The organism is Collinsella sp. CLA-AA-H167, from assembly GCF_040095305.1.
Classification (GTDB): Bacteria; Actinomycetota; Coriobacteriia; order Coriobacteriales; family Coriobacteriaceae; genus Collinsella.
In genome coordinates this window covers 1-26925 of record NZ_JBBNGA010000016.1, presented here as the reverse complement: position 1 = coordinate 26925, position 26925 = coordinate 1, and the positions used below count along the sequence as shown (strand labels likewise).

Annotated in this window: 22 protein-coding genes and 4 tRNA genes; all 26 read left to right on the top strand. The window is 59.2% G+C overall.

Annotation, left to right across the window (positions count from 1 at the left end):
* The first annotated feature begins 77 nt into the window (after positions 1–77).
* The 26 genes from AAAT03_RS09215 (at position 78) to AAAT03_RS09090 (ending at position 26468) form a co-directional block, all read left to right on the top strand.
* On the top strand, positions 78–1034 hold the full coding sequence (locus tag AAAT03_RS09215; protein WP_055251823.1) for an ABC transporter permease: 957 nt from the start codon (positions 78–80) through the stop codon (positions 1032–1034).
* Between the two features lie 3 nt (positions 1035–1037).
* Positions 1038–3053 carry a dipeptide/oligopeptide/nickel ABC transporter permease/ATP-binding protein gene (locus tag AAAT03_RS09210; RefSeq protein ID WP_035138893.1) on the top strand — a complete coding sequence of 672 codons (2016 nt, stop codon included), beginning with the start codon at positions 1038–1040 and terminating at the stop codon, positions 3051–3053.
* A complete protein-coding gene (locus AAAT03_RS09205; protein WP_089573612.1) occupies positions 3054–3881 on the top strand; it encodes an ABC transporter ATP-binding protein in 828 nt (275 codons plus the stop codon). It abuts the gene before it with no gap.
* 80 nt (positions 3882–3961) lie between these two features.
* On the top strand, positions 3962–4939 hold the full coding sequence (locus tag AAAT03_RS09200; protein WP_117647499.1) for an acetylxylan esterase: 978 nt from the start codon (positions 3962–3964) through the stop codon (positions 4937–4939).
* Positions 4932–5783 carry an acetylxylan esterase gene (locus AAAT03_RS09195; protein ID WP_117786311.1) on the top strand — a complete coding sequence of 284 codons (852 nt, stop codon included), beginning with the start codon at positions 4932–4934 and terminating at the stop codon, positions 5781–5783. Before AAAT03_RS09200 ends, AAAT03_RS09195 begins: the two co-directional genes overlap by 8 nt.
* A gap of 68 nt (positions 5784–5851) precedes the next feature.
* On the top strand, positions 5852–6772 hold the full coding sequence (locus tag AAAT03_RS09190) for a dihydrodipicolinate synthase family protein (RefSeq protein ID WP_035138887.1): 921 nt from the start codon (positions 5852–5854) through the stop codon (positions 6770–6772).
* 169 nt (positions 6773–6941) lie between these two features.
* Entirely contained in the window at positions 6942–7907 is a 966-nt protein-coding gene (locus AAAT03_RS09185; protein WP_022094876.1) for an ROK family protein, read from the top strand.
* A gap of 70 nt (positions 7908–7977) precedes the next feature.
* Positions 7978–8664 (top strand): N-acetylmannosamine-6-phosphate 2-epimerase, encoded by a 687-nt coding sequence (locus AAAT03_RS09180; protein WP_022094877.1) that lies wholly within the window; start codon positions 7978–7980, stop codon positions 8662–8664.
* Between the two features lie 101 nt (positions 8665–8765).
* Complete coding sequence (gene rapZ, locus AAAT03_RS09175) at positions 8766–9686, top strand: RNase adapter RapZ (protein ID WP_022094878.1); 921 nt, start codon at positions 8766–8768, stop codon at positions 9684–9686.
* 6 nt (positions 9687–9692) lie between these two features.
* The gene (gene whiA / locus AAAT03_RS09170; protein WP_099431435.1) at positions 9693–10622 is read left to right on the top strand and encodes a DNA-binding protein WhiA; all 930 of its coding nucleotides are present in this window, start codon (positions 9693–9695) and stop codon (positions 10620–10622) included.
* Positions 10623–10815: 193 nt separating this feature from the next.
* Entirely contained in the window at positions 10816–11841 is a 1026-nt protein-coding gene (gap, locus tag AAAT03_RS09165) for a type I glyceraldehyde-3-phosphate dehydrogenase (RefSeq protein WP_099431436.1), read from the top strand.
* A gap of 140 nt (positions 11842–11981) precedes the next feature.
* Positions 11982–13172 (top strand): phosphoglycerate kinase, encoded by a 1191-nt coding sequence (locus AAAT03_RS09160; RefSeq protein ID WP_117564871.1) that lies wholly within the window; start codon positions 11982–11984, stop codon positions 13170–13172.
* Complete coding sequence (gene tpiA, locus AAAT03_RS09155; protein ID WP_022094882.1) at positions 13165–13932, top strand: triose-phosphate isomerase; 768 nt, start codon at positions 13165–13167, stop codon at positions 13930–13932. Before AAAT03_RS09160 ends, tpiA begins: the two co-directional genes overlap by 8 nt.
* A 5-nt stretch (positions 13933–13937) precedes the next feature.
* Positions 13938–15491: a 2,3-bisphosphoglycerate-independent phosphoglycerate mutase gene (gene gpmI / locus AAAT03_RS09150; RefSeq protein WP_349103177.1), complete on the top strand. Its 1554-nt coding sequence runs from the start codon at positions 13938–13940 to the stop codon at positions 15489–15491.
* A gap of 164 nt (positions 15492–15655) precedes the next feature.
* Positions 15656–15910, top strand: a complete 255-nt coding sequence (gene secG, locus AAAT03_RS09145) for a preprotein translocase subunit SecG (RefSeq protein ID WP_006236144.1) — start codon at positions 15656–15658, stop codon at positions 15908–15910.
* A 290-nt stretch (positions 15911–16200) separates the two neighbouring features.
* Positions 16201–17877 (top strand): ABC transporter substrate-binding protein, encoded by a 1677-nt coding sequence (locus AAAT03_RS09140; RefSeq protein ID WP_349103176.1) that lies wholly within the window; start codon positions 16201–16203, stop codon positions 17875–17877.
* 157 nt (positions 17878–18034) lie between these two features.
* Positions 18035–19072, top strand: a complete 1038-nt coding sequence (locus AAAT03_RS09135; RefSeq protein WP_117635931.1) for an ABC transporter permease — start codon at positions 18035–18037, stop codon at positions 19070–19072.
* A 14-nt stretch (positions 19073–19086) separates the two neighbouring features.
* Positions 19087–20022 (top strand): ABC transporter permease, encoded by a 936-nt coding sequence (locus tag AAAT03_RS09130; RefSeq protein ID WP_117635930.1) that lies wholly within the window; start codon positions 19087–19089, stop codon positions 20020–20022.
* Positions 20023–20024: 2 nt separating this feature from the next.
* Positions 20025–21116, top strand: coding sequence for an ABC transporter ATP-binding protein (locus AAAT03_RS09125; RefSeq protein ID WP_117735802.1), 1092 nt, complete (start codon positions 20025–20027; stop codon positions 21114–21116).
* Positions 21117–22145 (top strand): dipeptide ABC transporter ATP-binding protein, encoded by a 1029-nt coding sequence (locus AAAT03_RS09120; protein ID WP_349103175.1) that lies wholly within the window; start codon positions 21117–21119, stop codon positions 22143–22145.
* 593 nt (positions 22146–22738) lie between these two features.
* A tRNA-Leu gene (locus AAAT03_RS09115) sits at positions 22739–22828 on the top strand.
* Positions 22829–22887: 59 nt separating this feature from the next.
* Positions 22888–25233, top strand: a complete 2346-nt coding sequence (locus AAAT03_RS09110; RefSeq protein ID WP_349103174.1) for a SpoIIE family protein phosphatase — start codon at positions 22888–22890, stop codon at positions 25231–25233.
* An 81-nt stretch (positions 25234–25314) separates the two neighbouring features.
* Positions 25315–26061, top strand: coding sequence for an anti-sigma factor antagonist (locus AAAT03_RS09105; protein WP_117735800.1), 747 nt, complete (start codon positions 25315–25317; stop codon positions 26059–26061).
* Positions 26062–26166: 105 nt separating this feature from the next.
* Positions 26167–26242: transfer RNA gene (locus AAAT03_RS09100), tRNA-Gly, on the top strand.
* A gap of 34 nt (positions 26243–26276) precedes the next feature.
* Positions 26277–26350, top strand: a tRNA-Cys gene (locus AAAT03_RS09095).
* Between the two features lie 42 nt (positions 26351–26392).
* Positions 26393–26468 (top strand) — tRNA-Gly (locus AAAT03_RS09090).
* Positions 26469–26925: the final 457 nt, after the last annotated feature.

The window sequence follows — 26925 nt, the reverse complement described above, 5'->3', positions numbered from 1 at the left end:
ATGTCGCTCGGGTCTTGTAATGAGTATCCGTACTCATATACCAGTTGGTCCTACCGACAAAAGAAAGGGGAGAGAACGTGAACAACTTGCTACGTTTGATTGGAAGGCGTCTTGTGGCGCTGCCGATCATGGCATTGGGCGTCACCGTCCTGGTGTTCTTCCTTATGTCGTTCTCCAAGACCGACCCCGCCTACACGGCGTTGGGTGACGGTGCCTCGCCCGAGGCGGTTGCCGAGTACCATGAGAAGTATGGTCTGGACGACCCCTGGCCTGTGCGCTACGTGCGCTATATGGGCGATTTGATCCATGGTGACATGGGCACCTATGGTGCTGCTCGCAACTCCGTTGCCAAGCGCATCTCCACGGCCCTGCCCGTCACGATGCAGCTGACCTTCATCGGCCTTGCCATCGGTGCGGTCGTTTCGTTTTTACTCGGCGTCATCGCGGCACTGTATCGCGACAAATGGCCGGACCAAGTGATCCGCGTCTTTTCCATCGCCGGCTTGGCAACCCCGTCGTTCTGGCTTGCCGTTCTGTTGATCCTGCTGTTCTCTTCCTACCTTAAGGTGCTTCCGGCATCGGGTGCTCTGCCTCACTTCACCACGAATCCGGCTGGCTATCTGGGACGTATGATCATGCCCGCTATCGCCTTGGCATTTCCGCTGACGGGCCAGATGACTCGTATCGTGCGTACCGCCATGGTCGAGGAGCTCGATAAGGATTATGTCCGTATGGCTCGCGGCGCCGGCGTTCCCGAGAAGGTCGTCGTCGGCATCAACGTTCTTCGCAATGCGCTGATCACCCCGGTCACCACCCTCGGTCTTAAGATCGGTTACCTCATGGGCGGCGCCGTCGTCATCGAGGTTATCTTCAACCTCCCCGGCATGGGCACCGCGATTCTGCAGGGCGTTCAGGGCAACGAGGCGAACCTGGTTCAGGGCGTCGTTATCGTCGTTGCTCTTGCCTTCATCATCATCAACATCGTGGTTGACATGCTCTACCTGCTCATCAACCCGCGCATCAGGACGGTGTAGATTATGGTAAAGATTCGAGAGAAGCAAACCGAGCAGCTCGAGAAGGCTGCCTCCAAGGGGCTCAAGCTCGGTGGCTGGAAGAAGATGACGCTGTCTTCTAAGATTGCCGCCGTCGTGTTGGTGCTGGTCGCCCTGACTGCGATTCTGGCGCCCCTTCTTGCCCCCTATAGCCCGGTCGAGATTTTTACGGCTCGCCAGGCTCCCGGCAACGGATTTATCTTCGGTACCGACGATAAGGGTCGCGACATTCTGTCGCGCATGCTCTACGGTGGTCGTTACTCGCTGATTATCGGCTTTGGCGCCACTGCCATGGCTCTGGTCTGCGGCTCGGTCGTGGGCGCCCTTGCGGCGGTTTCGCGCAAGGCCGTTTCCGAGACGATCATGCGTATCCTGGACATCATCATGTCCATCCCGGGCATCGCCCTCGCGGCCGTCTTCGTCTCCATCCTGGGCAACTCCGTGCCGTCGATCATCTTCGCCATCGGCTTTATGTACACTCCGCAGATTGCCCGTATCGTGCGCGCCAACATCGTGTCCGAGTACGGCGAGGACTATGTCCGCGCGGTCATCGTTTCCGGCGCCAAGGCTCCGTGGATTTTGATCAAGCATGTTCTGCGTAACTGCATCGCCCCGATCATGGTCTTCACCGTTACCCTGGTCGCCGACGCCATCATCTTCGAGGCCTCGCTGACCTTCATCGGCGCTGGTATCCAGGAGCCCACCGCTACCTGGGGCAACATCCTCGCCGACGCCCGCGGCGGCGTGCTCGCCGGCCGTTGGTGGCAGGCGCTGTTCCCGGGCCTGGCCATCATGATCACCTGCCTGGCGCTCAACATCCTCTCCGAGGGCATTACCGACGCCATGGCCGCTGCTCCCTCCGCCGCCCTGGATCCGACCGATTCCTCCAAGCGTCGCGAGGCCGACCTGCTGGTCTCCGACCCCGTTCGCGCCTACAAGGAGCAGGCCCAGTCCCTCTCCGCTCGCCTTGGCGCCCTGCGCGATGTCGAGCTCAAGCGTGACGATCGCCATGTGCCCGACGAGTCTGTCGAACCGATTCTCTCGGTCCGTGACTTCTGCATTCAGTTTGAGCATCACGGCGATATCAACGTCGTCGACCATGTCAACTTTGACGTCCGTCCTGGTCAGACCATGGGCCTGGTGGGCGAGTCCGGTTGCGGTAAGTCCATCACCACGCTGGCCATCATGGGCCTGACCGACGATGACGAGCACCTTTCCGGCGAGGTCCTCTGGGAGGGCCGCGACCTGCTCAAGATGAGCAAGAAGGAGTGGTTCGGCCTGCGCGGTACCGATATCGCTATGGTCTATCAGGACGCCCTGTCCTCGCTCAACCCCTCCATGCTCATCTCTGCCCAGATGAAGCAGCTCACCAAGCGCGGCGGCACCCGCAGCGCCGAGGAACTCCTGGAGCTCGTGGGCCTCGACCCCAAGCGTACGCTCGAGAGCTACCCGCATGAGCTTTCCGGTGGCCAGCGTCAGCGTGTCCTGATCGCTATGGCCCTTACCCGCGACCCCAAGCTGGTCATCTGCGACGAGCCCACGACCGCTCTGGACGTTACCGTCCAGAAGCAGGTCATCAAGCTGCTCAACGACCTTCAGGCCAAGCTCGGCTTTGCCATGATCTTCGTCTCGCATGACTTGGCGCTGGTCGCCGAGGTCGCCCATAACATCACGGTTATGTACGCCGGTCAGGTTATCGAGCAGGCGCCCACCAAGGAGCTGCTCACTAACCCGATCCACGAGTACACCCGCGGTCTTCTGGGCTCCGTTCTGTCCATCGAGAGCGGTTCGGGCCGTCTGCACCAGGTGCCCGGCGCCGTTCCGAGCCCGCGCGATTTCCCCAAGGGCGATCGCTTCGCGCCCCGCTCGAGCCATCCGCGCATTGGCCTGGACACCCGTCCGGTCTTCAAGCGCGTGCCCGGCACCGAGCACTTCTATTCCGAGCTCCCCGACGAGGTGCTCAAGGCAAATGGTTTGACCCCTCACGCGGAGGTGATGTAGATGAGCGAGACCGCAGTCAACGGCGTCGAGCCGATCATCTTCCTTGATGACGTCCACGTCACCTTTAGGACCCGTACCGGCTCGATTCTGCACCCCAACCTGGTTCACGCCGTCCAGGGTGTAACGATTAGGCTCATGCCCGGTCAGACGATCGGCATCGTCGGCGAGTCCGGTTGCGGTAAGTCCACCACCGCCAACGTCATGTGCGGCCTGCAGGCCCCCACGAGCGGCAAGGTCTACTTTAAGGGCAAGGACGTAACCAAGCGTACCGCCGAGGACCGTCGCCACATGGGCCGTGTCATCTCGGTCGTGTTCCAGAATCCGGCTACGGCGCTCAATCCCCGCATGGTCGTTCGCGAGCAGCTGCTCGACCCCATGCGCGTCCACAACCTGGGTACCGAGGCCGAGCAGGAGAAGCGCGTCAAGGAGCTCCTGGAGCTCACCGGTCTGCCCAGCTCCGCCGCCGAGGTTCTTCCCGGCCAGCTTTCGGGCGGCCAGCGCCAGCGCGTCGCAATTGCCCGTGCCCTGTCGTTGAACCCCGATGCCATCATCGCCGACGAGCCCACCTCGGCTCTGGACGTTTCGGTCCGCGCGCAGATTCTGAACCTGCTGACCGACCTTAAGAAGGAGCTCGGCCTGGCCATGGTGTTCATCAGCCATGACATCCAGACGGTCCGCTATATCTCTGACGACATCATCGTTATGAATGGCGGCAAGATCGTCGAGCAGGGCGAGGCCAAGCAGGTCTTCCAGCACCCTCAGGACCCCTACACCAAGATGCTGCTCGGTGCTGCGCCGTCGCTGCTGCATCCCAAGCTCGGCGAGTAGCCTCGCTTTCCCTCCCGTGCGCCCGGTTCCCTTGCCGGGCGCACCTCCGTTGCGATTTCGAAAGGTTGGGTTCACGAGCCATGCCAAGTGCTCAGGAGCTACAACAGCAATTTGGTGGGTATCGGGGCGCCATGCCCCGTCCATCAGATTTCGATCTCTTTTGGAAGGACCGCATGGCCGAGGCCGACGCCGTCGGGCTTGACTATGCGATCGAGACGGCATCGGTCACCGATGCCGTGACCTGCCAGCTTTTCGACCTCTGGTATACCGGCATGTGTGGCGCTCGCCTGCATGCCAAGTACCTTAAACCCGTCTCGGACGAGCCCGTGCCATTGGTACTTCAGTTCCATGGGTATCCGGGTGCAAGCCGCAGCTGGTTTGAGCAGGCGTCGTTTGCGGGCATGGGCATGGCACTCATCGCCCTCGACTGCCCCGGCCAAGGAGGTCCCTCCGAGGACATTGGTGGATTTGAGGGCACAACGGTCGCGGGCCATATCGTCGCCGGTATCGACGGCGATCCGGCCAACCTCTACTATGTCCGCTTGCACCAAGATATTCGCATCCTGTGCCGCATCGTTCGCGAGCTCGAGGGCATCGATCTTGCCCGTGTGTTTGTGAACGGCGCGTCGCAGGGCGGCGGTTTGGGCATTGCGACCTGTGCACTTAACAGCGAGCTTATCAATCGCGCCGCCATCCTCTATCCCTTCCTGTCGGATTTCCGCCTGGTCTGGGATTTGGATGCCGACGACATTGCCTACGAGGGCCTGCGCTATTGGTCTCGCTGGTTTGACGAGGACTCGACTCGTATCGACGAAGCCTATGCCAAGCTGGCGTACTTCGATTCCAAGAACTTTGCCCCTATGGTCAAATGCCCCGTGCTGTTTGGCACCGGCACAGCCGATACCGTCTGTCCGCCAGCGACGCAGTTTGCGGTCTATAACAACCTGACCTGTGAAAAGCGTCATGAGTTCTTTGAAGGCTTTGGCCACGAGGAGATTCAGGATTTTGACGATCTGATCATTCCGTTTTTCTGCAAGGGAGGGGAGGCTCATGTCTAAGTGCGAGAGCAATGTCAATGAGCTGATTGTCTCCGACCTTGTGGGGATTCCCGGAACGGTCTCGTCAAGGCTCGCTGATTTCCGGGATTGGCGCGGTGATGCTTCTGCGGATGTTTCCGAATTAGAGATAGCCGCTTCGGACCTTGAGGTTTGCGGGCCGAGTATTACGGCGATCGATTTCGCCAATCCGTATGCCCGCTACTCCGAGGTTTCCTTTGAGCTTGGTGGCGATGTGGTCCACGCACGTTTGATCGAGCCTGCCGGTCGCGCCCGAGCATCCGAGCTTGTGCCGCTATGTCTGATGTTTCACGACATCGACCGACCCGTGCGGGGATGGCATCACATGACGAGGTTTGCGGCCATGGGATATGCCGTGCTTGCGCTGGACGATGAGGCGATTGGATCCAGCGAGCTGCAGCAGGGGATTGCCTCTCCTGCTTTTGTTAAGCGCGTCCGTTGGGGTTGCGCGATGGCGAAGGTGGCGCGCAATCTTGATGGCGTGGACCCCGACCGCATCTTTGCATGGGGCGAGGGCCTTGGCGGCGGAGTCGCGCTGGCGGTTTCTGCTCTGGACGAGCGGGGCCTCGCCTGCACGGCGGTTGCCAATCCAATTCCCGGTGGCCTCGAGGCGTTGTCGTCTCGGGTGCGTGGATCGGTGCTCATGGGCACATCGCTCATGGATGCCGTGAGTGATCCCAAGGGCCAGTTTGCCGTATTCAACGGTCTTGAGTGTGACCGGAGGCATATCATCTATGCCAAATACGCTCATGAGCGCATCAACGCGTTTGAAAACGAAGTCATCGACTTTTTTAACCAAACGTTCTACCCGTGTTCTTTGGCCTAGACGGCCTGGACACTGCCAACAAGAGTGGGTGGCATAGGGCCGCCCGCCAGACAACTAAGGAGATTCTTGTGGCAACTCAGAAATTCACCGGCGTTATCCCTCCCGTCGTTGTTCCCGATACCGAAGACCACCAGCTCGACGTTGCCTCCTTTGAGCGCAGCATCAACCGCATGATCGATGCCGGCGTCGATGGCCTGTTCTTCCTGGGCTCTTCGGGCGAGGTCGTTTTCTCCACCGATGAGCGTCGTCGCCAGATCATCGCCGAGGCCGTTCGTATCGTCGACCACCGCGTGCCCGTCCTGGTCGGCATCATCGATACCGAGACCGAGCGCATGATCGAGCACGGTAAGGTCGCTCAGGAGCTGGGCGCCGATGCGCTTGTCGCCACCTGCCCGTTCTATGCCCTGCAGGGCATGACCGAGGTCGAGGAGCACTTCCGCATCCTGCACGAGGAGCTCGACCTGCCCATCTTTGCCTATGACATTCCCGTCTGCGTTCACACCAAGCTCCCCTGGAAGCTCCTTGCCAAGCTCGGCGCCGAGGGCGTCCTTGCTGGCGTCAAGGATTCCTCGGGTGATGACATCTCGTTCCGCTATCTCGTTCAGGAGAACGAGAAGAACGGCCATCCGATGAGCATCCTCACCGGTCACGAGGTTGTTGTCGACGGCGCTTACCTCGGTGGCGCCGACGGTTCTGTCCCGGGCCTTGCCAACGTTGAGCCCGAGGGCTACGTGCGCCAGTGGAAGGCCGCTCAGGCCGGCGACTGGGCTACCGTCAAGGCCGAGCAGGATCGCCTCAATGAGATTTCGCACATCTGGGACGTCACCTCGGGCGTCCAGGGCTATGCCGGTGGCGTCGGCGCCTTCAAGACCGCTATGAACCTCATGGGTATCTTCGACAGCCCGACCATGCCGCGCCCGGTGAAGGCCATGACCGGCGAGAACGTCGAGGCGATTAAGAAGGTCCTCCAGGACAACGGTCTCCTGTAAAGCTTCCCCAGGCACCCGATCTTGGGGCTCAAGTGGTCGGGCGTGACCCATTAGGTCAACGCCCGACCACTTTCACCCCAACCTCGGGCACCTGGGAAACCTTTACGAAGTTGCGGCGATAATATCGCCTTCATTTCCTGTAGTTGTTTTATCTCCTAAGGAGAACGACATGGAGAACAAGTACGTTTGCTCCGTTGATATCGGCGGCACCAAGATTGCGACCGCCATTATGGAGTACCCGGCTGATGGCAGCGTGCCCCATCCCGTATTTGAGGCCGAGGTTCCCACCGAGGCCCAAGAGGGCGGCGAGGCTGTCTTCCAGCGTATCGAGGCGTCCATCAAGGCTGCTCTCGAGGCGAATCCCGATGTCGAGGTCCTCGGCGTCGGTATCGGTGCCGCCGGCGTCGTCGATCCCAAGACGGGTGCCATCGCGTATGCCAACGAGATCATGCCCGGCTGGTCCGGCGTTCAGTTGGGGCCGCGTCTGCGCGAGGACCTTGGTCTTCCCGTTGCCGTCGTGGGCGACGTGCAGGCTCATGCTCTGGGCGAGGCCCACTGGGGCGTCGGTAAGGGCAAGTTCTCCGTCTTGTGTCTGGGCATCGGTACGGGCATCGGCGGCGCATATGTCGAGAACGGCCGCGTGATGCAAGGCTTCCATGGTGCTGCCGGCCATATGGGCCATATCGAGTGCTCGGCTGCAGCCGGCATTCCCTGTGCCTGTGGTCGTTCTGGCCATCTTGAGTCGGTAGCCTCGGGCACCTCGATTGGCCGTATGTACGACGAACGCTTCGGTCGAGTTGACCCCAGCCGTCCTTCGGTCGGTCGCGACGTGAACGACCTGTGTCGTGCTGGCGACGCAAAGGCGACCGAGGTCATCCATGACGCCGGCTTTGCGCTGGGCGCCAGCTTGGGCTCGCTTGCCAATATTCTGGATCCAGAGGTCATCGTGCTTTCGGGCGGCGTAATTCATCAGGGTCCCGATTGGCGTTCGCAGACGTGGAAGGATTCGGTGCACGAGGGCTATGCCAGCCAGGCGCTCGATCCGCTCCAGGACACGCCGATTCTCATCGGGTCTCTGGAGGGCGATGCTCCGCTCATCGGTGCCGCCGAGCATCTTCTTGCCTCGTTGAAGTAAACGTATCTGCTGTAGGAGCCTCCCGAGACAACACGCCTCGGGAGGCTGTTCTGAGAAAGGTTGCAGCCTTATGACCGTCGATCCTTTGATTCAATCCCTGAAGGGTAAGCTCGTCGTGAGCGTTCAGGCGTATATGGGCGAGCCGCTTCGTACGCCCGAGACCATGGCTCAAATGTCTCGAGCTTGCGAACTCGGCGGCGCCGCCGCCATTCGCTGCCAGGGCCTTGCCGACATTGCCGCCATTAAGGGTCGCTGTGAGGTTCCTGTTATTGGCCTATGGAAGGATGGACACGAGGGCGTTTACATCACGCCGACGCTGCGTCACGCCCGCGCCTGCGTTGCTGCTGGTGCCGATATCGTGGCGATCGACGCCACCGATCGTCCGCGCCCCGATGGCAAGACGGTCGAGGATACCTTCCGTCCGCTGCACGAGGAGGGTGTGCTCCTGATGGCGGATTGTGCCACCATCGAGGACATTCGCCGTGCGGTTGATATGGGCTTCGACCTGGTATCTACCACGCTCTCTCACGGTGTCGCCGCCATCGACTGCACCATGGCCGATGGCCCCGACCTGCCGCTCCTGCGTCAGGCGACCGAGGAATTCCCCGGCCTTCCCATCATTTGCGAGGGTCGCGTGCATACGCCCGAGGAGGCTCGCGCCGCGATCGATGCTGGCGCCTGGGCCGTTGTCGTCGGCACCGCCATCACGCACCCCACGAGTATTACAAGTTGGTTCAAGGCTGCGCTTGAGGCGTAAGACAGGCCTCGTATCCGCTCGGGGCGGTATACTCAATAAAGGCAATTGACCGCGCGGGATCCGGGTTGCTGGGTCCCGCGCTTGTTTTCGGGAGGCAGCACATGCAAAAGGGAGATGCCATGGATGCGGCGGAGCGCTCGGAGCGCATCCCCGATATCGTCATCATCACCGGAATGTCCGGATCGGGCCGCACGCAGGCCATGCACGTGTTCGAGGACATGGGCTATTTTTGCATCGATAACCTGCCTCCGCGTCTGATCGCCCAGCTTGCCGAGCTCGTCGGCATTAATACGGGCGTGGGCAGGCATCTCGCCGTCACCTGCGATTTGCGTAGCCAGGGCTTGTTCGATGAGCTGCTCGATGCGGTCGCCGCGCTCGAAGAGCGTGAGATGAGCTGCGACATCGTGTTCCTGGAGGCTTCTGACGAGGTACTGATTCGTCGCTACAGCGAAAATCGCCGCCGTCATCCCATTGCCAAGCCGGGGGAGACTACGGCCGATGCGATTCAGCGCGAGCGCCTGCAGCTGCAGGGTGTGCGCGATCGAGCCGATATGATTATCGACACGAGCCGCCTACGCACCTCTGCGCTGCGCAACAAATTGCGCATGGCGTTCTCCGAGTTGTCCGACCAGCAGCTCATGGACGTTCACGTGTTCTCGTTTGGCTTTAAGCACGGTATGCCCGTCGAGGCGGACATTATGATTGACGTTCGCTTCCTGCCCAATCCGTTCTACGATCCCGAGATGCGCACCATGACCGGTCTCGATAAGAAAGTCTCCGACTTTGTTCTGGACCATCCCAAGACGCAGGAGTTCTGGAAGGCCTGGACGCAGCTGCTCGATACGGTCATGCCCGGTTATATCGCAGAGGGCAAGCCGCAGCTTTCTATTGCCATCGGTTGCACGGGCGGTCAGCACCGCAGCGTTGCCATCGCCGAGGCCACGGCGCGTTATTTGGAAGGCGCCCAGTATCACGTGAGCATTTCCCATCGCGACTTGTCGCGCGCCAACACGAAAGCATAGGCCTGCATGTCGTTTACCGCCGAGGTGCGTGACGAGCTTGCGCGCTGCGAACCCGAATGTGAATACTGCGATTTGTCGACGCTTGCCGCCCTGACGCGTGTGAGCGGTACGCTTTCGTTGGCCGGCTCCGGGCGGTATCGTTTGACGGTCGCGACCGAGACGGGAGCCGTCGCGCGCACGATGATCACGCTGACGCATCGCATTCTTAAGCTCAAAACGGAATTCACCGTTCGTAAATCGGTCTTGCATAAGGTCCGTAACTATCTCATTACCCTGCCCGATCAACCCGACCTGGACAAGGCTCTGGTGCTGCTGGGCATTCTAGACCGCAGGGGAGGGCTCGTTGCTGGTGTTCCCCGACACATCGTTGCCCGTCCCTGCTGCAGGCTTGCCTACATCCGCGGCGCGCTCATCGCGGGCGGCTTCGTGGCCGATCCACGCGGCGATTTTCATTTGGAGATCGCGGTGCAGGGCGAGCAATATGCTAAGGGGCTTTGCGACCTGTTGGGGCAGATTGGGGTCCATGCTCGTGTTAATGCACGGCGGGGGTCATATGCCGTGTACATTAAGAGCGCCGAGGAAATCGAGCATCTATTAAAGCTGATTGGTGCCAAGCGCAGCGTTGCCGAGATTGAGGAGGCGCGCGCGGTCAAGTTGGTTAAGAACGATGTGAACCGTCGCGTGAACGCCGAGCTCGCCAACCAGACCAGAAGCGCCGGTGCTGCCCAACATCAGCTTGCGCTTATCGATGAGCTCGAGCAGCGCGGCCTTCGCGATGCGCTTCCGGATGCCTTGGCGGTCTTTTGCGACCTGCGCGAGCGCTATCCCGATCTGTCGCTGCGTGATTTAGGGGAGATGGCTGACCCTCCCTTGTCGAAGTCGGCCCTCTACCATCGAGTTTTGAGGCTTGAAAAGCTCATTGAAGCAAACCGGTAGTTTAAAGTATCGACTTATATACGGATTTAGCTGCTATTTTATTCTTTAAAACGTTTTAACGTAAATTTGATTTTCAATTTCGACTATTCTCGTGAAATTCAAGTCAAAAAAAAGGTATATTAGGCGAGTGGTTAGTTTGTGGGCCTCAACGGCGGGCGCTGTAGCTTGCGGGGGCCTTACGAAAGGAGACACAATGGCAGTAAAGGTTGCTATTAACGGCTTCGGTCGCATCGGTCGTCTGGCTTTCCGTCAGATGTTCGGTCATGAGGGCTCCGAGATCGTCGCTATCAACGACCTCACCTCTCCCGATATGCTCGCTTACCTGCTGAAGTACGACTCCACGCAGGGCAACTACGCTCGCGATCACGAGGTCGTTGCTGGCGAGGATTCCATCACCGTTGACGGCAAGGAGATCAAGATCTACAAGGAGGCCGACGCCAACAACCTGCCTTGGGGCGACCTCGACGTCGACGTCGTTCTCGAGTGCACCGGCTTCTACACCAGCAAGGCTAAGGCTCAGGCCCACATCAACGCTGGCGCCAAGAAGGTCGTCATCTCCGCTCCGGCCGGCAGCGATCTGCCCACCATCGTGTACAACGTCAACCACGAGACGCTGACCGCTGAGGACAACATCATCTCCGCTGCTTCCTGCACCACCAACTGCCTCGCCCCGATGGCCAAGGGTCTGAACGACTTCGCTCCCATCGTGTCCGGCATCATGACCACCATTCACGCCTGGACCGGCGACCAGATGCCGCTCGACGGCCCGCAGCGCAAGGGCAACAAGCGTCGTAGCCGCGCCTGCGCCGTCAACATCGTCCCCAACACCACCGGTGCTGCCAAGGCTATCGGCCTGGTTCTCCCCGAGCTCAACGGTAAGCTCATCGGTGCCGCCCAGCGCGTCCCGACGCCGACCGGCTCCATCACCAACCTCTACGCTGTCGTTGACAAGAAGGTCACCGTCGACGAGGTCAACGCCGCTATGAAGGCCTACGCTTCCACCATCTCCGAGACCTTCGGTTACAACGAGGACGACATCGTCTCAACCGACATCATCGGCGAGACCCACGGCTCCATCTTCGACGCCACTCAGACCATGTGCTCTGACCTCGGCAACGGCCAGACCCTCGTTCAGGTCACCTCTTGGTACGACAACGAGAACTCCTACACCTCTCAGATGGTCCGCACCATCAAGTACTTCGAGAAGTTCGTTGCTTAATTTAGCTTTTAGCGAATAGCTCGTTGAGCGTCTAAAGAAGGGCGCGGCCTCATAGGGCTTACACCCTAGGGTCGCGCCCTTTTTATAGGAAATCGTCTGCCGTAATGGGAGGCAGACACGTACGAAAGGTAGAAGCAAACATGGCCTTTACCAAGAAGACCGTCCGCGACATCGATGTCGACGGCAAGCGCGTTCTCGTCCGCGTTGACTTCAACGTGCCTATCAAGGATGGCGTCGTTGGCGACACCACCCGCATCAAGGCTGCCCTGCCCACCATCAACTACCTCGTTGAGCACAACGCTCGCGTCATCCTCATGAGCCACCTCGGCCGTCCCGATGGCACCGGCTTCCAGCCCGAGCTCTCCCTTGAGCCTGTCGCCAAGAAGCTCGCTGAGCTCTCTGGTCTCGATGTTGCCTTTGTCGCCGACACCTACGGCGAGAAGGCCGCCGAGGCTGTTGCCGCCGTCGAGCCGGGCAAGGTCCTCGTTCTCGAGAACGTCCGTTTCGACAAGCGTGAGAAGAAGAACGATCCCGAGATCGCCAAGAAGCTCGCTTCCTATGGTGACGTCTTCGTTCTCGATGCTTTCGGCACCGCTCACCGCGCCCAGGGTTCCGTCGTGGGCCCCGCCGCTTACCTGCCTGCCGTCGCCGGCTTCCTGCTCGAGAAGGAGGTCGACACGCTGACCGGCATCTTCGCCGAGCCCGAGCGCCCCTTCGTCGCTATCGTCGGCGGTTCCAAGGTTTCCTCCAAGATCGGCGTTCTCGATCACCTCATCGACTCCGCTGATACCCTGATCATCGGTGGCGGCATGGCCTACACCTTCTTCCTGGCTCAGGGCCTGACCGTCGGTCAGTCCCTCAAGGAAGAGGACTGGGTCGAGCGTGCCGGCGAGATGCTCAAGAAGGCCGAGGAGAAGGGCGTCAAGATCCTGCTCCCCATCGACAACCGCGTTGCCGATCACTTTGGCGAGGACGCTGTCCCCGAGGTTGTCGCTTCCGACGCTATCCCCGACGATCGTGAGGGCATGGACATCGGCCCCAAGACCGAGGAGCTCTACGCCGAGGCTGTCAAGGGCGCCAAGACCGTGTTCTGGAACGGCCCCATGGGCGTCTTCGAGTTCGATAACTTCGCTCACGGCACCCAGGCTATCGCCGAGGCCGTCGCCGAGGCCGACTGCACCTCGATCATCGGCGGTGGCGACTCTGTCGCAGCTGTCAACAAGTTCAACCTGGCCGACAAGATGAGCTGGATCTCCACCGGTGGTGGCGCTTCCATGGAGCTCGTCGAGGGTAAGGCCCTGCCCGGAGTGGAGGCGCTTCTCGATGCCTAATCGCACCCTTCTTATCGCTGGTAACTGGAAGATGAACAACGACGTCGCCGAGGCCGCCAAGCTCGCCGACGAGCTGGCTCAGGCTCTGCCCGAGGTTCCGGCTGGCGTCGAGGTGCTCGTCTGCCCTCCGACCATCGACATCACCACGGTTCATGACCGCATTCAGGCTGCCCCCATCGCCCTCGGTGCACAGAACGTGTACTGGGAGGCCAAGGGTGCCTTCACCGGTGAGTCCTCTTGCGACATGCTCAAGTCCGCTGGCTGCACCTACTGCATCATCGGTCACTCCGAGCGTCGCGACTACTTCCACGAGACCGACGAGGATCAGAACAAGAAGGCCAAGGCTCTCGTTGCCGCCGGTCTTGTTCCCGTCTTCTGCTGCGGCGAGTCTCTCGAGGTCCGCGAGGCTGGCACCTATGTCGAGCACGTCGTGAACCAGGTCAAGGCTGGCCTTGCTGGTCTTGAGATCACCTGCCCCAAGCAGGTCGTCGTCGCCTACGAGCCCATCTGGGCCATCGGCACCGGCAAGACCGCTACCGCCGAGGACGCTCAGGAGGTCTGCGGCGCTATCCGTGAGACCCTCAAGGAGATGTTCGGCGAGGAGCTCGCTAACGGCATCCGCGTTCTCTATGGTGGCTCTGCCAAGCCCGGCAACATCGCTGAGCTCGTCGCCAAGCCCGACGTTGACGGCGCCCTCGTGGGCGGCGCTTCGCTCAAGGCTGCCGACTTCGCCTCTATGGTCGTCAAGGCAGGCGAGTAGGACATATGGCACAGCGTCATCTTCCTGCACTCCTGATCATCATGGACGGCTGTGGCCTGGCTCCGGCCGATGGCGAGAACGCCGTCGCCGCTGCCAAGACGCCCTTCCTTGATAGCCTGTACGAGAAATACCCCCACACCACGCTCGGCGCTTCGGGCGAGGACGTGGGCCTTCCCGATGGCCAGATGGGCAACTCCGAGGTGGGTCACCTCAATATCGGTGCCGGCCGCATCGTCTTCCAGGAGCTTTCGCGCATCAACAATGCCATCAAGGACGGCTCCATCGCCAAGAACGAGGTCTTCGTCAAGGCTATGGACGATGTCAAGGCCGAAGGCAAGACCCTTCACCTCATGGGCCTTATGAGCCCCGGCGGCGTTCATTCTCACATGAACCATGTCGAGGCCCTGGTCAAGATGGCTGCCCAGCATGGCGTCAAGACCGTTCGCGTCCACGCCTTTATGGATGGCCGCGACGTTGACCCGCAGTCCGGTGCTGGCTACATGAGCGAGTTCTGCGCTTTCTTGGCCAAGATTTCCGAGGAGACCGGTTGCGACGCTCGCGTTGCCACCGTCTCGGGTCGTTATTGGGCCATGGACCGCGATAACCGTTGGGAGCGCATCCAGCGTGCCTACGATGTCATGGTCAACGCGTCCGATGCCGATACCGACCCCGTGGCCGGTATCAAGGCCTACTACGAGAAGGATCCGCGCGGCGATGAGTTCGTCGAGCCCTTCGCTGCCCACAATGAGGGCATCCACGAGGGCGACGCGGCCATCTTCTTCAACTTCCGTCCCGACCGCGCTCGTCAGATGACCCGCGTGTTCACGGACAAGGAGTTCGACGGCTTTGAGCGCGAGCAGATCAAGCTGTCGCACTTTGTGACGATGACCGAGTACGATCCGACGTTTGACGTCGAGGTTGCCTTCCCCAAGACGTTCCCCGAGAACGTTCTGGCCGACGTTATCGCTGCCAATGGCCTGAAGCAGCTGCACACCGCCGAGACCGAGAAGTACGCCCACGTGACGTTCTTCCTCAACGGCGGCATCGAGGAGCCCAAGGAGGGCGAGGAGCGCGTGCTCGTCGCTTCCCCCAAGGTCGCTACCTACGATCTGCAGCCCGAGATGAGCGCTCCCGAGGTTACCGAGAAGCTCGTCGCCGCAATCAACGAGGATCGCGCTGATTTCTACATCGTGAACTTCGCGAACTGCGACATGGTTGGTCACACCGGTGTCTTCGACGCCGCCGTTAAGGCCGTCGAGGCTGTTGACGATGCTCTGTCCAAGGTTGTCCCGGCGATTCTCGCCAAGGGCGGCTTTGCGCTGATTACCGCCGACCATGGCAACGCCGACCACATGTTTGACGTCGCTTCCGACGGTTCCAAGCATCCGTTTACGGCTCACACCACCAACCGTGTGCCGTTCATCATCGTTGATGAGAAGGCCCAGCTCACCGGTATCGAGAACGGCCGTCTTTCCGATATCGCTCCGACCATGCTCACCATGGCTGGTATTGAGCCTTCCGCCGAGATGACGGGTCGCGTGCTCGCCACCGAGGCCTAATAGAAAACAAATACCGTTTTCTAGTAAGGGGGTTGTCCACAACCGGACGACCCCCTTTTTGGTATTTCTGCCATTTCTACCCCGTCCCTAAATGGCAGGTGGGGGAGTGTTGGAGGTTGTGGTACAGTACTGGAGTTTGAATTGTTCTATTAAGGAGCTTATCTATGGGTCCGTTTCAGATTCTTCTGTTTGTCGTTTGGGCTGTTTCTGCCGTGGCGCTGACGATTCTCGTCCTGATGCACTCCGGTAAGGGCACCGGCGTTTCGGATATGATCGCTAGCTCGCTGTATAACTCCAGCTCTGCCACAGGCGTTATGGAGCAGAACCTTGACCGCCTGACCGTTATCATGGCTGTCGTGTTTGCCGTGTGCGTCGTGCTGTGCATGTTCTTCTTCCCGCAGGGCATCGTCGGCTACTAAGCATCGGCGTATATGCGTTTGTAAAGGGTCCCGCATGTGCGGGGCCCTTTTTGTTTACATATTTGTAACAGAGTCAAAATATCCCCACATACTTCGCCCAACTAAAGAAATTCTCGACCGTTAACCGGAATCAGCGCCAAATTGTGCATAAAATGCGCTACTGTATTACGAAACGTTGGCCCGCATTGCATAACCAGCCATAACAGCGGACCGCGTTTGAATGGTTCGATTGGGCTGTCTCGACGTTGCCCGGCCGAATTCACTTTGTCCTATCTCATAAGGAGGATGGCATGGCTGATTCTATGTTCCACCAGCCCGTTATGGGTCGTCGCGCCTTTGTTGGCGGCACCCTCGCTGCGAGCTCCATGGCTTTTCTTGCCGCATGCGGCAAGAAGGGCGGCGACGCTTCCGGTTCTGAGTCCGGTTCGACGCTGAACTTCTACATCAACAACCCGGTCTGCATCGACCCCTACAACGTCCAGGAGGATCAGGGCACTCAGGTCGAGTATCAGCTCTTCGACGCTCTGACGGAGTACGATAACGAGAAGGGCGAGATCGTTCCGCTGGCTTGCGAGTCCTTTGAGGCTAACGACGACGCCACCGAGTTCACCTTCAAGATCAAGAAGGCCAAGTTCCACAACGGTGACGACGTTACCTCCAAGTCCTTCAAGCTCGGCTGGGAGCGCCTGGTCAACACTAAGTCGGCCATCGCTACCGAGTATGGTCCTTCCGAGGTCTCCTACCACCTTTCCATGGTCGAGGGCTATGACGATCTGCTTGCCGGTAATGCTACCGAGCTGTCCGGCGTTACCTGCCCGGATGACGAGACCCTCGTCGTCAAGCTGACTTCCGCCTACGCCGACTTCCCGTTCGTCGCCTCTCACCCGGCTCTGTCCCCGGTTCCCGAGTGCGCCGAGTCCGATGTCAAGAGCTTCTACCTTGCCCCGGTCGGTAACGGCCCGTTCATGATGGACGGCAAGTGGGAGGATGGTCAGGAGATCAACCTCAAGAAGTTTGACGATTACTATGGCGACAAGGCCAAGATCGACGCCATCCACTTCCAGGTCATCAAGGACGTGGAGACCGCTTACAAGGAGTTCCAGGCCGGCAACCTCGATGTCTGCGACGTTCCCGTTGCTCAGATCGACGCCGCCAAGAAGGACCGCGGCGAGTCCAAGGATGGCTATACCATGGGTGACGGCGAGCGCATGCTGCTCGGCTCCGAGCCTTCCACGTACTATCTGACGTGCAACACCACGGCCGAGCCGTTCAACAACGCTGACCTGCGCAGGGGCATCTCCTTGGCTATCAACCGTGAGGCCATCTGCAAGACCATCTTCAAGGGCACCCGTACCCCCGCTGACGGCATCGTTCCTCCGGGAATCGCCGGCTACAAGGAGGGCGCATGGGAGTTCTGCGCCTATGACGTCGACAAGGCTAACGAGTACCTCGACAAGGTCGCTCCCGCTGGCGCTAACGGCGATCGTGGCATCAATGTGACCCTGTCCTACAACCAGGACGGTGGCCACAAGGAGATCATGGAGTCCATCATCGGCGACCTCGCCAAGGTGGGCGTCACCGCCGTCTCCGATACTCCCGAGTGGTCTGCCCTGCTCGAGCAGTATCAGAACTTCAACTATCAGTTCGGCCGTCTGGGCTGGATCGCCGATTACCCGATCATGGACAACTTCCTGTACCCGCTGTTCCACTCCGACTCCCTCGGTGGCGACAACCGCTCTGGTTACAACAACTCCGAGTTCGATGCCAAGGTCGATGAGGCCCGTGCCACGGTTGGCGACGACGAGCGCATCGCCAAGATGCAGGAGGCTGACGCTATGGTCGCCGCTGACTGCCCGGTTATCCCGGTGATGTTCTACACGCACACCATCGTCGGCTCCGATCGCGTCAAGTACCTCTATGTCGATCCGCAGAAGCGCGCCGATCTGGGTACCGCTGAGCTCGCCTAAGAGTTTTGCAGCTTCCATGAGGGTCAAGTATTTACGTAGACCTCATGGGAAACATACAGTTCTCCCTAACCTGGGGTAAACTGGCTGATGGTAATTTTGGGATGCCGGTCTGGCGATCGGCATCCCATTTAGGTTAATCCCTAGATAGGGGAGTGGTATGGGTAAGTACATCGTTAAACGTGTGCTTCAGTTCATCCCGGTATTTTTGGGCGTTACGTTGATTCTGTTCGCCCTCCAGAATATTGTGCCGGGAGACCCGATCAAGCTGATCGGTGGAGACAAGGCTCTGTCCCCCGAGGTAGAGCTTCAACTTCGCGTGCGCTATCACCTGGTCCAGGCGGACGAGGACGGCAACGCGATCCTTGACGAGAACGGCGATCCCGTTCCAACGTCGCTTGTGGACCAATACTTGAATTACATGAATGGTCTGCTTCATGGCGATCTGGGCAATTCGTATCAGCGCAAGCTGCCGGTTGCGGAAATCTTTGCCCAGAAGTATCCGTATACGGTTAAACTCGCCGCGTGCGCCATTGTGCTCGAGGCAATCATGGGTATCGGTGCGGGTATCATTTCGGCGGTAAAGCGCTATTCCTTCTGGGATATTTTGGTAACGCTCACCACGTCGATCCTCGTTGCTGTTCCTGCCTTCTGGCTCGGCATGCTGCTGCAGCTGTTCTTTGGCGTCATCCTTAAGGATGCCACCGGCGGCGCTTTCTCCATGCCGATTTCGGGTGCCGGCGGCTCCAGCTCTCAGTATCAGGATTGGATGCACTATGTGCTTCCGACCATCACGCTGGCTTCGGTTTCGACCGCCTATGCTGCCCGCATCATGCGCTCGCAGCTACTCGACGTCATGAATCAGGATTACATCCGCACGGCAAAGGCCAAGGGTCTCTCCAATCGCGCGATCATCGTCAAGCATGCGCTTAAGAATGCACTCATCCCCGTTGTTACCTATATTGGTGTCGACTTCGGCGGCATGCTTTCGGGCGCCATCCTGACCGAGACGGTCTTTAACTGGCCCGGTATCGGCTCTGAGGTCTACCGCGCCATTAGCATGCGCGACTGGCCCATCGTTATGGGCGGCGTTACGCTCATCGTTGTCGTCGTTATGGTGATCAACCTTCTCGTCGACATTAGCTATGCATTCCTCGACCCGCGTATCCGCCTCGGCGGTCCGTCGGATAAGGCCTAAGGGAGGTACGTCTCATGCAGGAAACTGATTCTCAGTCTCAGGAGCAGGCTACCGCCACCAAGGCCGCATCTGCTCCCGCCAAGTCCCGCACGCTGTGGGGCGACGCTTTCAAGCGTCTTCGCAAGAATAAGCTCGCCGTTATCGGTATCTGCTGGATTATCATCGTCGTTTTGGTTGCCTTGACCGCAGACCTGTGGGCTAAGCCCTGGCTCGGGTCGCCGACGGCTTCTGACTCGACGACCATGGCCGAGACTTCGCTGCTGGCTCCGTGTGCCGAGCACCCGTTTGGTACCGACGCCCTTGGCCGCGACATTCTCGTCCGAGTTATCTACGGCGCGCGCGTTTCGCTTTCCGTCGGTATTATGGCCACCGCCATCTCCACGGTGATCGGTCTGATCATGGGCGCCCTGGCCGGTTTCTATGGCGGCATCTGGGATACGATCATCATGCGCTTCGCGGATATCTTCCTGGCGTTCCCGTACGTGCTGTTCGTTGTCGCCATGATCGCCGTTATCGGCCGTGGTCTTCAAAATGTTTTCATCGCCATCGGTATTCTCGGCTGGCCCTCGATTGCCCGTGTCTTCCGATCTGCGATCCTAACGGTCAAAGAGAACGATTATGTTGACGCCGCTCGCGCGATGGGTGCATCCGATGCGCGTATCGTGATGCGCCATATCTTCCCGAACTCCGTTGCTTCCATCGTGGTCTACGCGACCATGAACATCGGTGGCGCCATTCTGACCGAGTCCGCTCTGTCCTTCCTCGGCATGGGCGTTATTCCGCCTACGCCTTCGTGGGGCTCCATGATTCAGGACGGTCAGCAGTATCTTCTGACTGCTCCCTGGATGATGATCATGCCCGGTTTGGCAATTCTCTCGACGGTGCTCGCCTTCACCCTGCTGGGTGACGGTCTGCGCGACGCCCTCGACGTCAAGATGAAGGACGCATAAGGATGAAGAAGAACAAGAACTATGTGGACCTGAAGGACCAGCCGGTTCCCGAGGGCCAGCATCTGCTCGAGGTCGATGACCTTAAGATGTATTTCCACACCGAGGATGGCGTCGTTCGCGCTGTCGACGGTGTCTCCTACACGCTCGATCGTGGCGAGACCCTGGGCGTCGTTGGCGAGTCCGGCTCCGGTAAGTCTGTGACCGCAATGACCATCATGGGCCTTATCTCGATGCCTCCGGGAAAGATTGAGGGTGGCGACGTTCGCTATCGCGGTCGTTCTATCCTCGAGATGACCGAGGAAGAGATGCAGCACGTTCGCGGTAACGATATCGCAATGATCTTCCAGGATCCTATGACCTCCCTGAACCCGGTCTATAAGATCGGCAAGCAGGTGGGCGAGGGACTTCGTCTGCACCGTGGCTACTCCAAGCAGGAGGCGCTCAAGCGCGCCACCGAGCTTTTGGACCTCGTTGGCATTCCCGAGCCCGAGAAGCGCGTCAATGAGTATCCGCACCAGTTCTCTGGTGGCATGCGTCAGCGCGTCATGATTGCCATGGCGCTTGCCTGCGATCCCGATATCCTGATTGCCGACGAGCCCACGACGGCTCTGGACGTTACCATTCAGGCTCAGATTATCGAGCTCATGCAGGAGATGCAGCAGAAGAACGGCAACGCCATTATCATGATTACCCATGACTTGGGCGTCGTCGCCGATATGGCCGATAAGATCATGGTTATGTACGCCGGCCGTCCCGTCGAGTTCGGTACTGCTGAGGAAATCTTCTACGAGAGCCGCCATCCCTACACCTGGGGTCTTATTCGTTCCATTCCGGAGCAGGCCATCGAGGAGAAGAAGCCGCTGACGCCGATTCACGGCAACCCGCCTTCGCTCATGAACCTGCCCGAGGGCTGCGTCTTCTCTCCTCGCTGCCCCTATGCGACGGACAAGTGCCGCAAGCAGCGCCCCGAGCGCGTTGTCACCGAGTCCGGCCACTATTCTGCGTGCCATTATTCCGGTGACCCCGAGTTCCTCAAGAACGCGCCTGAGACGTCCCGCACGCGCAAGGATTCCAAGAAGGGAGGCGAGGCGTAAATGGCAGACAATAACGAGCGCACTCCGCTGCTGAAGGTCGAGCACCTTTCTAAGGAGTTCCCCGCAGAGTCCGGCATGTTCGCCAAGCGTTTTTCCAAGCGCGTCGTCTCTGCTGTAAACGACATCTCGTTTGAGATTTATCCTGGTGAGACCTTTGGTCTGGTTGGTGAGTCTGGTTGCGGTAAGTCCACGACGGGCCGCACCATCATGCGCCTGACCAAGCCGACGGCAGGCAAAGTGTTCTTCCAGGGCAAAGACGTTGCCGAGATGAGCAAGCACGAGATCAAGGATATGCGTCGCGAGATGCAGTTCATCTTCCAGGACCCCTATGCTTCGCTCAACCCTCGTATGACCATCGGCGAAATTGTTTCTGAGCCCATGACCATTCATGGAGTGGGTACAAAGGAAGAGCGTATCGAGCGCGTCCGCGAGCTGCTGGACGTCGTCGGTCTGAACCCCGAGCACATCAACCGCTATCCGCACGAGTTCTCGGGCGGCCAGCGCCAGCGTGTCGGCATTGCCCGCGCCTTTGCGCTCAAGCCCAGGCTGATTATCTGCGATGAGCCCGTCTCTGCGCTTGACGTATCCATTCAGGCCCAGGTTCTGAACCTTCTTAAGGAGCTCCAGGACAAGTTCGGTACGGCTTATCTCTTCATTGCTCACGACCTCTCTGTCGTGCAGCACATTTCTGATCGCGTTGCCGTTATGTATCTGGGCAAGATGGTCGAGGTTTCGGACTGGAAGACGCTCTACAGTGAGCCGCACCACCCGTACACGCAGTCGCTGCTGTCTGCCGTGCCGGTGCCCGATCCGGATATCCAGAAGACCCGCAAGCGCATCATTCTCGCTGGCGATCCGCCGTCGCCGCTGGATCCGCCGACCGGTTGCCGTTTCCACACGCGCTGCCCGATCGCGCAGGGCATCTGCTCCGAGAAGCTTCCCGAGTTTAAGGAAGTCGCACCGGGTCACTGCTGCGCGTGCCACTTCGCCGAGCCGTTCCCGATCAAGGAATCGCACATCGACCTGTAGTCGGTTGTTTTCGTCCGGGCCCGCCCTTGTGTTACTTTTCAGAACGTCCTCGGACATGCAAGTAGCCCCCGCTGCGCACTTCGTGCGGCGGGGGTTACTTGCGTCCTGCGGAATGTTCTGAAAAGTAACACAAGGGCGGGCCCTGCGGTAACGCGGCAGAGGGGAGTGCGATTCCTTGATCGCTTACTTAATCTAATAAGAAATTGAGTGAGGCCGGAGCTTTAGCTCCGGCCTCCCCATATAAGGGCTCGGCAAAGCCGAGCCACTAAATTCTTATCAGCCCCAGAATATGTTTAGGAACTTTGCCTGGAGCATGTTAACGTAGGTTCGGAATGGGGGCAGCTTCCCAGCGCATTCCGCAGGGGGCGGTACATTTTGTAGCGCGAAGCGCGGATCAAAATGTCCCGCATGCCCGAGGACGCGCTGGGAAGCTGCCCCCATTCCGACCCGGCCATACCAATCTACCTGTGCATTTACAAATTCGTAAACTTTTTTCAAAAAAGTGCTTGCACAGTTCTCGAATCATAGGTTATTATCTTCCTCGTTGAACGCGCGGGTCCAACAAAACGAACCGTGAATCAACAATATAGCATGTCGGAGTGGCGGAATTGGCAGACGCGCTAGCTTGAGGTGCTAGTGACCGCTTTTTGGTCATGCGGGTTCAAGTCCCGCCTCCGACACCATCGCATTTGAGAAGCCTCTTCGGAGGCTTTTTTGTTACCGATAGACGGTGGGGTCCACGATGGAAACGCTTGAACGCAACGAGTGGGCAGACGTTGCCCAACTAGTCGAGATCACGAGCGATGCTGTCATCATCTGCGAGCTCGACGGAACCATTCTGCATGTGAATAATCGCTTACTTGGTTTGATGTGCGAGGAACGCGCCGACGTCATCGGTGGAGATGTTAAAGACGTCCTGTACTCGTCCGCTTTTGAACGTGCGACGGAACATCGTTTGCCATTTGAAACTGATGGCTCCGAGAGCGAACTGATGCTCAAGCTGAGCGATGGCTCCTTTATTCCCGTATTGGTTCGCGCAGGCTCCGTAACGCCTCCACGTATCTTTGGGCGCCGCGCGCCACGTGTCCTGGTGGCGCTTCACAGTATTGAGGAACAGTATTCTCACGACCGGCAACTCAAGCGTGCGTTATCGGAGCTTAGAGTGGCGAACAAGCGTCTCTCTGGCACGCTCTCGGTCATTATGAGCACTGTGGGCTCCGATGAGTTACCCAGCCTGCTTGATACCGTTTTGAACCAGCTTGTAGGAACGCTCGATGCTTCGGGTGCTGCTATCTATTTTTCTGAGAGCGGCGGCTTTAAGCTCCGCGGTGTTTCCAAGGAGCTGCTCGACAGCTACCTGCCCGAGTTTTTGCCGTATGGCGCTGGCATTCCGACGTATGTTCTTCGCGAGTCGCGTGCCTGTCGCTTGTCGATTCAACAGGACCTTGAGGGCGATAAGGCCGCCTCCGGTATGTTCATGGACCTGGATAATCGTTCTAAGCACCTGTTGCGCATGCAGGATATGCCTCCGTACCGCAGTGAAATCTGTCTTCCCGTTTTTTACGGTACGCAGATCCTCGGCGTGCTGGAAGTTGGTTGGAAACGCCCCCAGGTACCGCTCGCTTATGATGTTAATGTACTTGAGGTCATTTGCGATTACCTGTCTATCCAGCTGGTCGGCATGGCATCGAGCCTTCGCTCCCGTCGCACGGCCGAGCTTGGCCGCTCGCTCAATGTCTTGCGGGATGAGTTGTTTACCTTTCTAGACGATTCCGCCGCGGCTACCCAGGCGGTATCGTCCGAGATCTGCAATATGCTCAACTGCCATTTTTGCCCTATTGAGTATGACGCCAGTCTGGATTCCTACGTCATAGATTTTGAAGGCGGCAGTCGCGTTGCTTTGCCGGACGATCCCGAGAAGCTTTTCTTTTCCACGACGGCGCCAGCGGCACGTTTGGGGGCTGCCCCTGATGGCTTTGAGGCATCTGTTTTGGGCGGCACGAGTGCCGAGGACCTTAAACACGTCCGTATAACTCGCGTTGACGAATCGATGCCTATGGGAGGCTGGCTTAGAGCGCATGGCCTGCCTTGCCAGGGTCTCTACGTCGACGCCGGCATCGAGGCGGGGCGCCCACGCCCTGAGGGCGATGGCAAGCACAGTAACGACGCAATCGTTCCTGCTTCTGTTGCGAAGGGGCCGACGACGCGTGCGCTGCTGCTTCGTGATGGTAGCCAAGAGCCGATTGATGATCTTGAATATGACTACTTGGTGCACTTGGCGCATGACTTTGAACTGATCTACGAAGGCGAATCTCAAAAGCGCGAGGAGCGCCATATCGCTCAGACCCTCCAGATTGGCATGAGAAATTCCCTGGGGGATGTTCCGGGAATCGCCGCCGATTCGGTGTACCTGTCGGCCACGAACTCAGCGTTGGTCGGCGGCGATTTCTATACGCTCATCCGTCTTCCCGACGACTGCGCCGTCATGATTTTGGGCGATGTGTCTGGCAAAGGCATTGAGGCTGCATCGATGTCCGCGCTCGTCAAGACGGCCCTGACGGCATATGCCTGGGAGGGCGCTGGACCGGCCCGCATGGCACGCTCCCTTAACAGCATGCTCATGGGCTTCTCGAGGGTCGAGACGTTCGTGACGGCCTTTATCGCCAAGATTGACCTTAAAACCGGACGCGCAACGTATTGTTCGGCGGGCCATCCTCCGACCATGGTCATCAGGCCAGAGTCGATGCCGCTGGGTGGCGGCGAGGCCCGTGGGGGAGAGGTCGAGCTGCTTGGATGCCAATCGGGCGTAATCGGTGCATTTGAGAGCATGGTTTACGAGACGGGCGTGTTTACGTTCGCTCCTGGCGACATGCTCTTCATGTATACGGATGGAACGATTGAGGCCCGCGACCGCACCGGAGCGTTCTTTGGCGAGCAGCGCCTTCGTGATCTTCTGCTCTCTGTCTCGGGTGAGGGCGTATCGGGAATCTGCGGCAAGGTCTTGGGCGAGCTCGACCGATTTACCGAATCGGCGCTGGACGATGACATCGCATTAGTGTCTCTTGAGTTTTTGCGGGGCCGGTCCTAAACAGCGACGCTGGGCGCGCCGAATCCGCACGGTTGCGGAAAGGCATGCATCGAACAAGCTCTTTTGGGGAACCATGGTCGTATGAATGAGTGGAATGACATAGCGGTTTTGACGCCACCAGGCGATATCGACATCGCCACGGTGCCTGCGCTGCGTCGGCGGTTGGATGCTTTGATTGGCCGCGGCGTGCGTCGTGTCGTCATCAACTGTCAGGCTGTTAGCTTTATCGATTCGACGGGCTTGGCATTCCTGCTTACGCGCGCTCGTGAGCTCATGAGGCGAGAAGGCCTGCTTTCGCTCGTCAATGCATCAGGTGAAGTTGTTCGCTTTTTGGAGATTGCTCGTCTTGTCGATATCCTTCATGTCGCGGGGCCGGCACGGGAGCCTATTCCCGCCATTCCGGTGGGGGAGCTGCCTCGCTGGAGTAAGAGCGTCGAGGTCCGTCAGGGTATCGAGAATCTTCCATACTACCGACATCGCATCGCCGAACTCCTTGAATCGCTTCCGTTGCGCCGTGACGAGCGCTACGATGTCGCATTGGCGTCGGGGGAGGCACTGGGTAATGCCTATGACCATGCGGGCGGTATCGGGTGCGTCCTGACGGTTCAGGCCTATGGCGATCGCGTTGTGGTTGAGGTGCTTGATCGAGGTGCTGGCTATTCTATCGATGAAACGAGCGAGCCGGTCGCATCCGAGGAACGCGGCCGCGGTATCAAGCTTATGCGTATGCTCGTCGATAACGTGGAGGTTGCTCGTCGTACGGACGGTGCCGGCACGCGCGTGCAGATGGTGAAGCTGTTTAGCGGAGCACTGGAATCGTGTGCCTAGCCAATCGCTTTAGCGCGTTTAGCTACTAAGAACATGCGGCAGACAAGTTTTTTGAAAAAAGTACTTGCGTCTTTTGGACAACTCGCGTAAATTAATAACCCGCAAGCGGACATGGCTCAGTTGGTAGAGCACAACCTTGCCAAGGTTGGGGTCGCGGGTTCGAGCCCCGTTGTCCGCTCCATTGCATTTCCGGACCGTTTAGGCGGTCCTTTTTCGGCGAAGTGGCCAAGTGGTAAGGCAGAGGCCTGCAAAGCCTTTACCCCCGGTTCGAATCCGGGCTTCGCCTCCAAGCAACATCCGGGCGCTCCGGCGCCCGTTTTGTTTTACATATGCGGACATGGCTCAGTTGGTAGAGCACAACCTTGCCAAGGTTGGGGTCGCGGGTTCGAGCCCCGTTGTCCGCTCCAAACGCAACAGCCCGACTACTACGGTAGCCGGGCTTTTTCGTACCCATCGTATGGGCTCGAACCCGAGAGGGAGGGAGCGTTAAGCAAACGCGGAGCGTTTGTAGCGAGCTGGCGAGGACGCCGACAGGCGACCGAAGCCGGTGCGGATCCGCGAAGCGGATACGCAGACGCCCCGTTGTCCGCTCCAACTATCTTACGCGGTTCTAACGAACCGCGTTTTTTGTTGACGCTGCGCGAGCCCCGGGCACCCCATCTTGCCCCTCAATCGTCGGTCGCGTACATAGAGTACGCTTCCCTCCTCTTTCGCGGCAACCTGGGGTGCCCGGGGCTCGCTCGCTCATATGACCCAATCCACTGTCAAGGGCCACAATGGCCCCGCCGACCGCTTGCAATCGATCGGCGGGGCCTGCCGTTAAACCCGTCCCGGTCCGCCCCCGGCATGTCATCGACGCCTTCG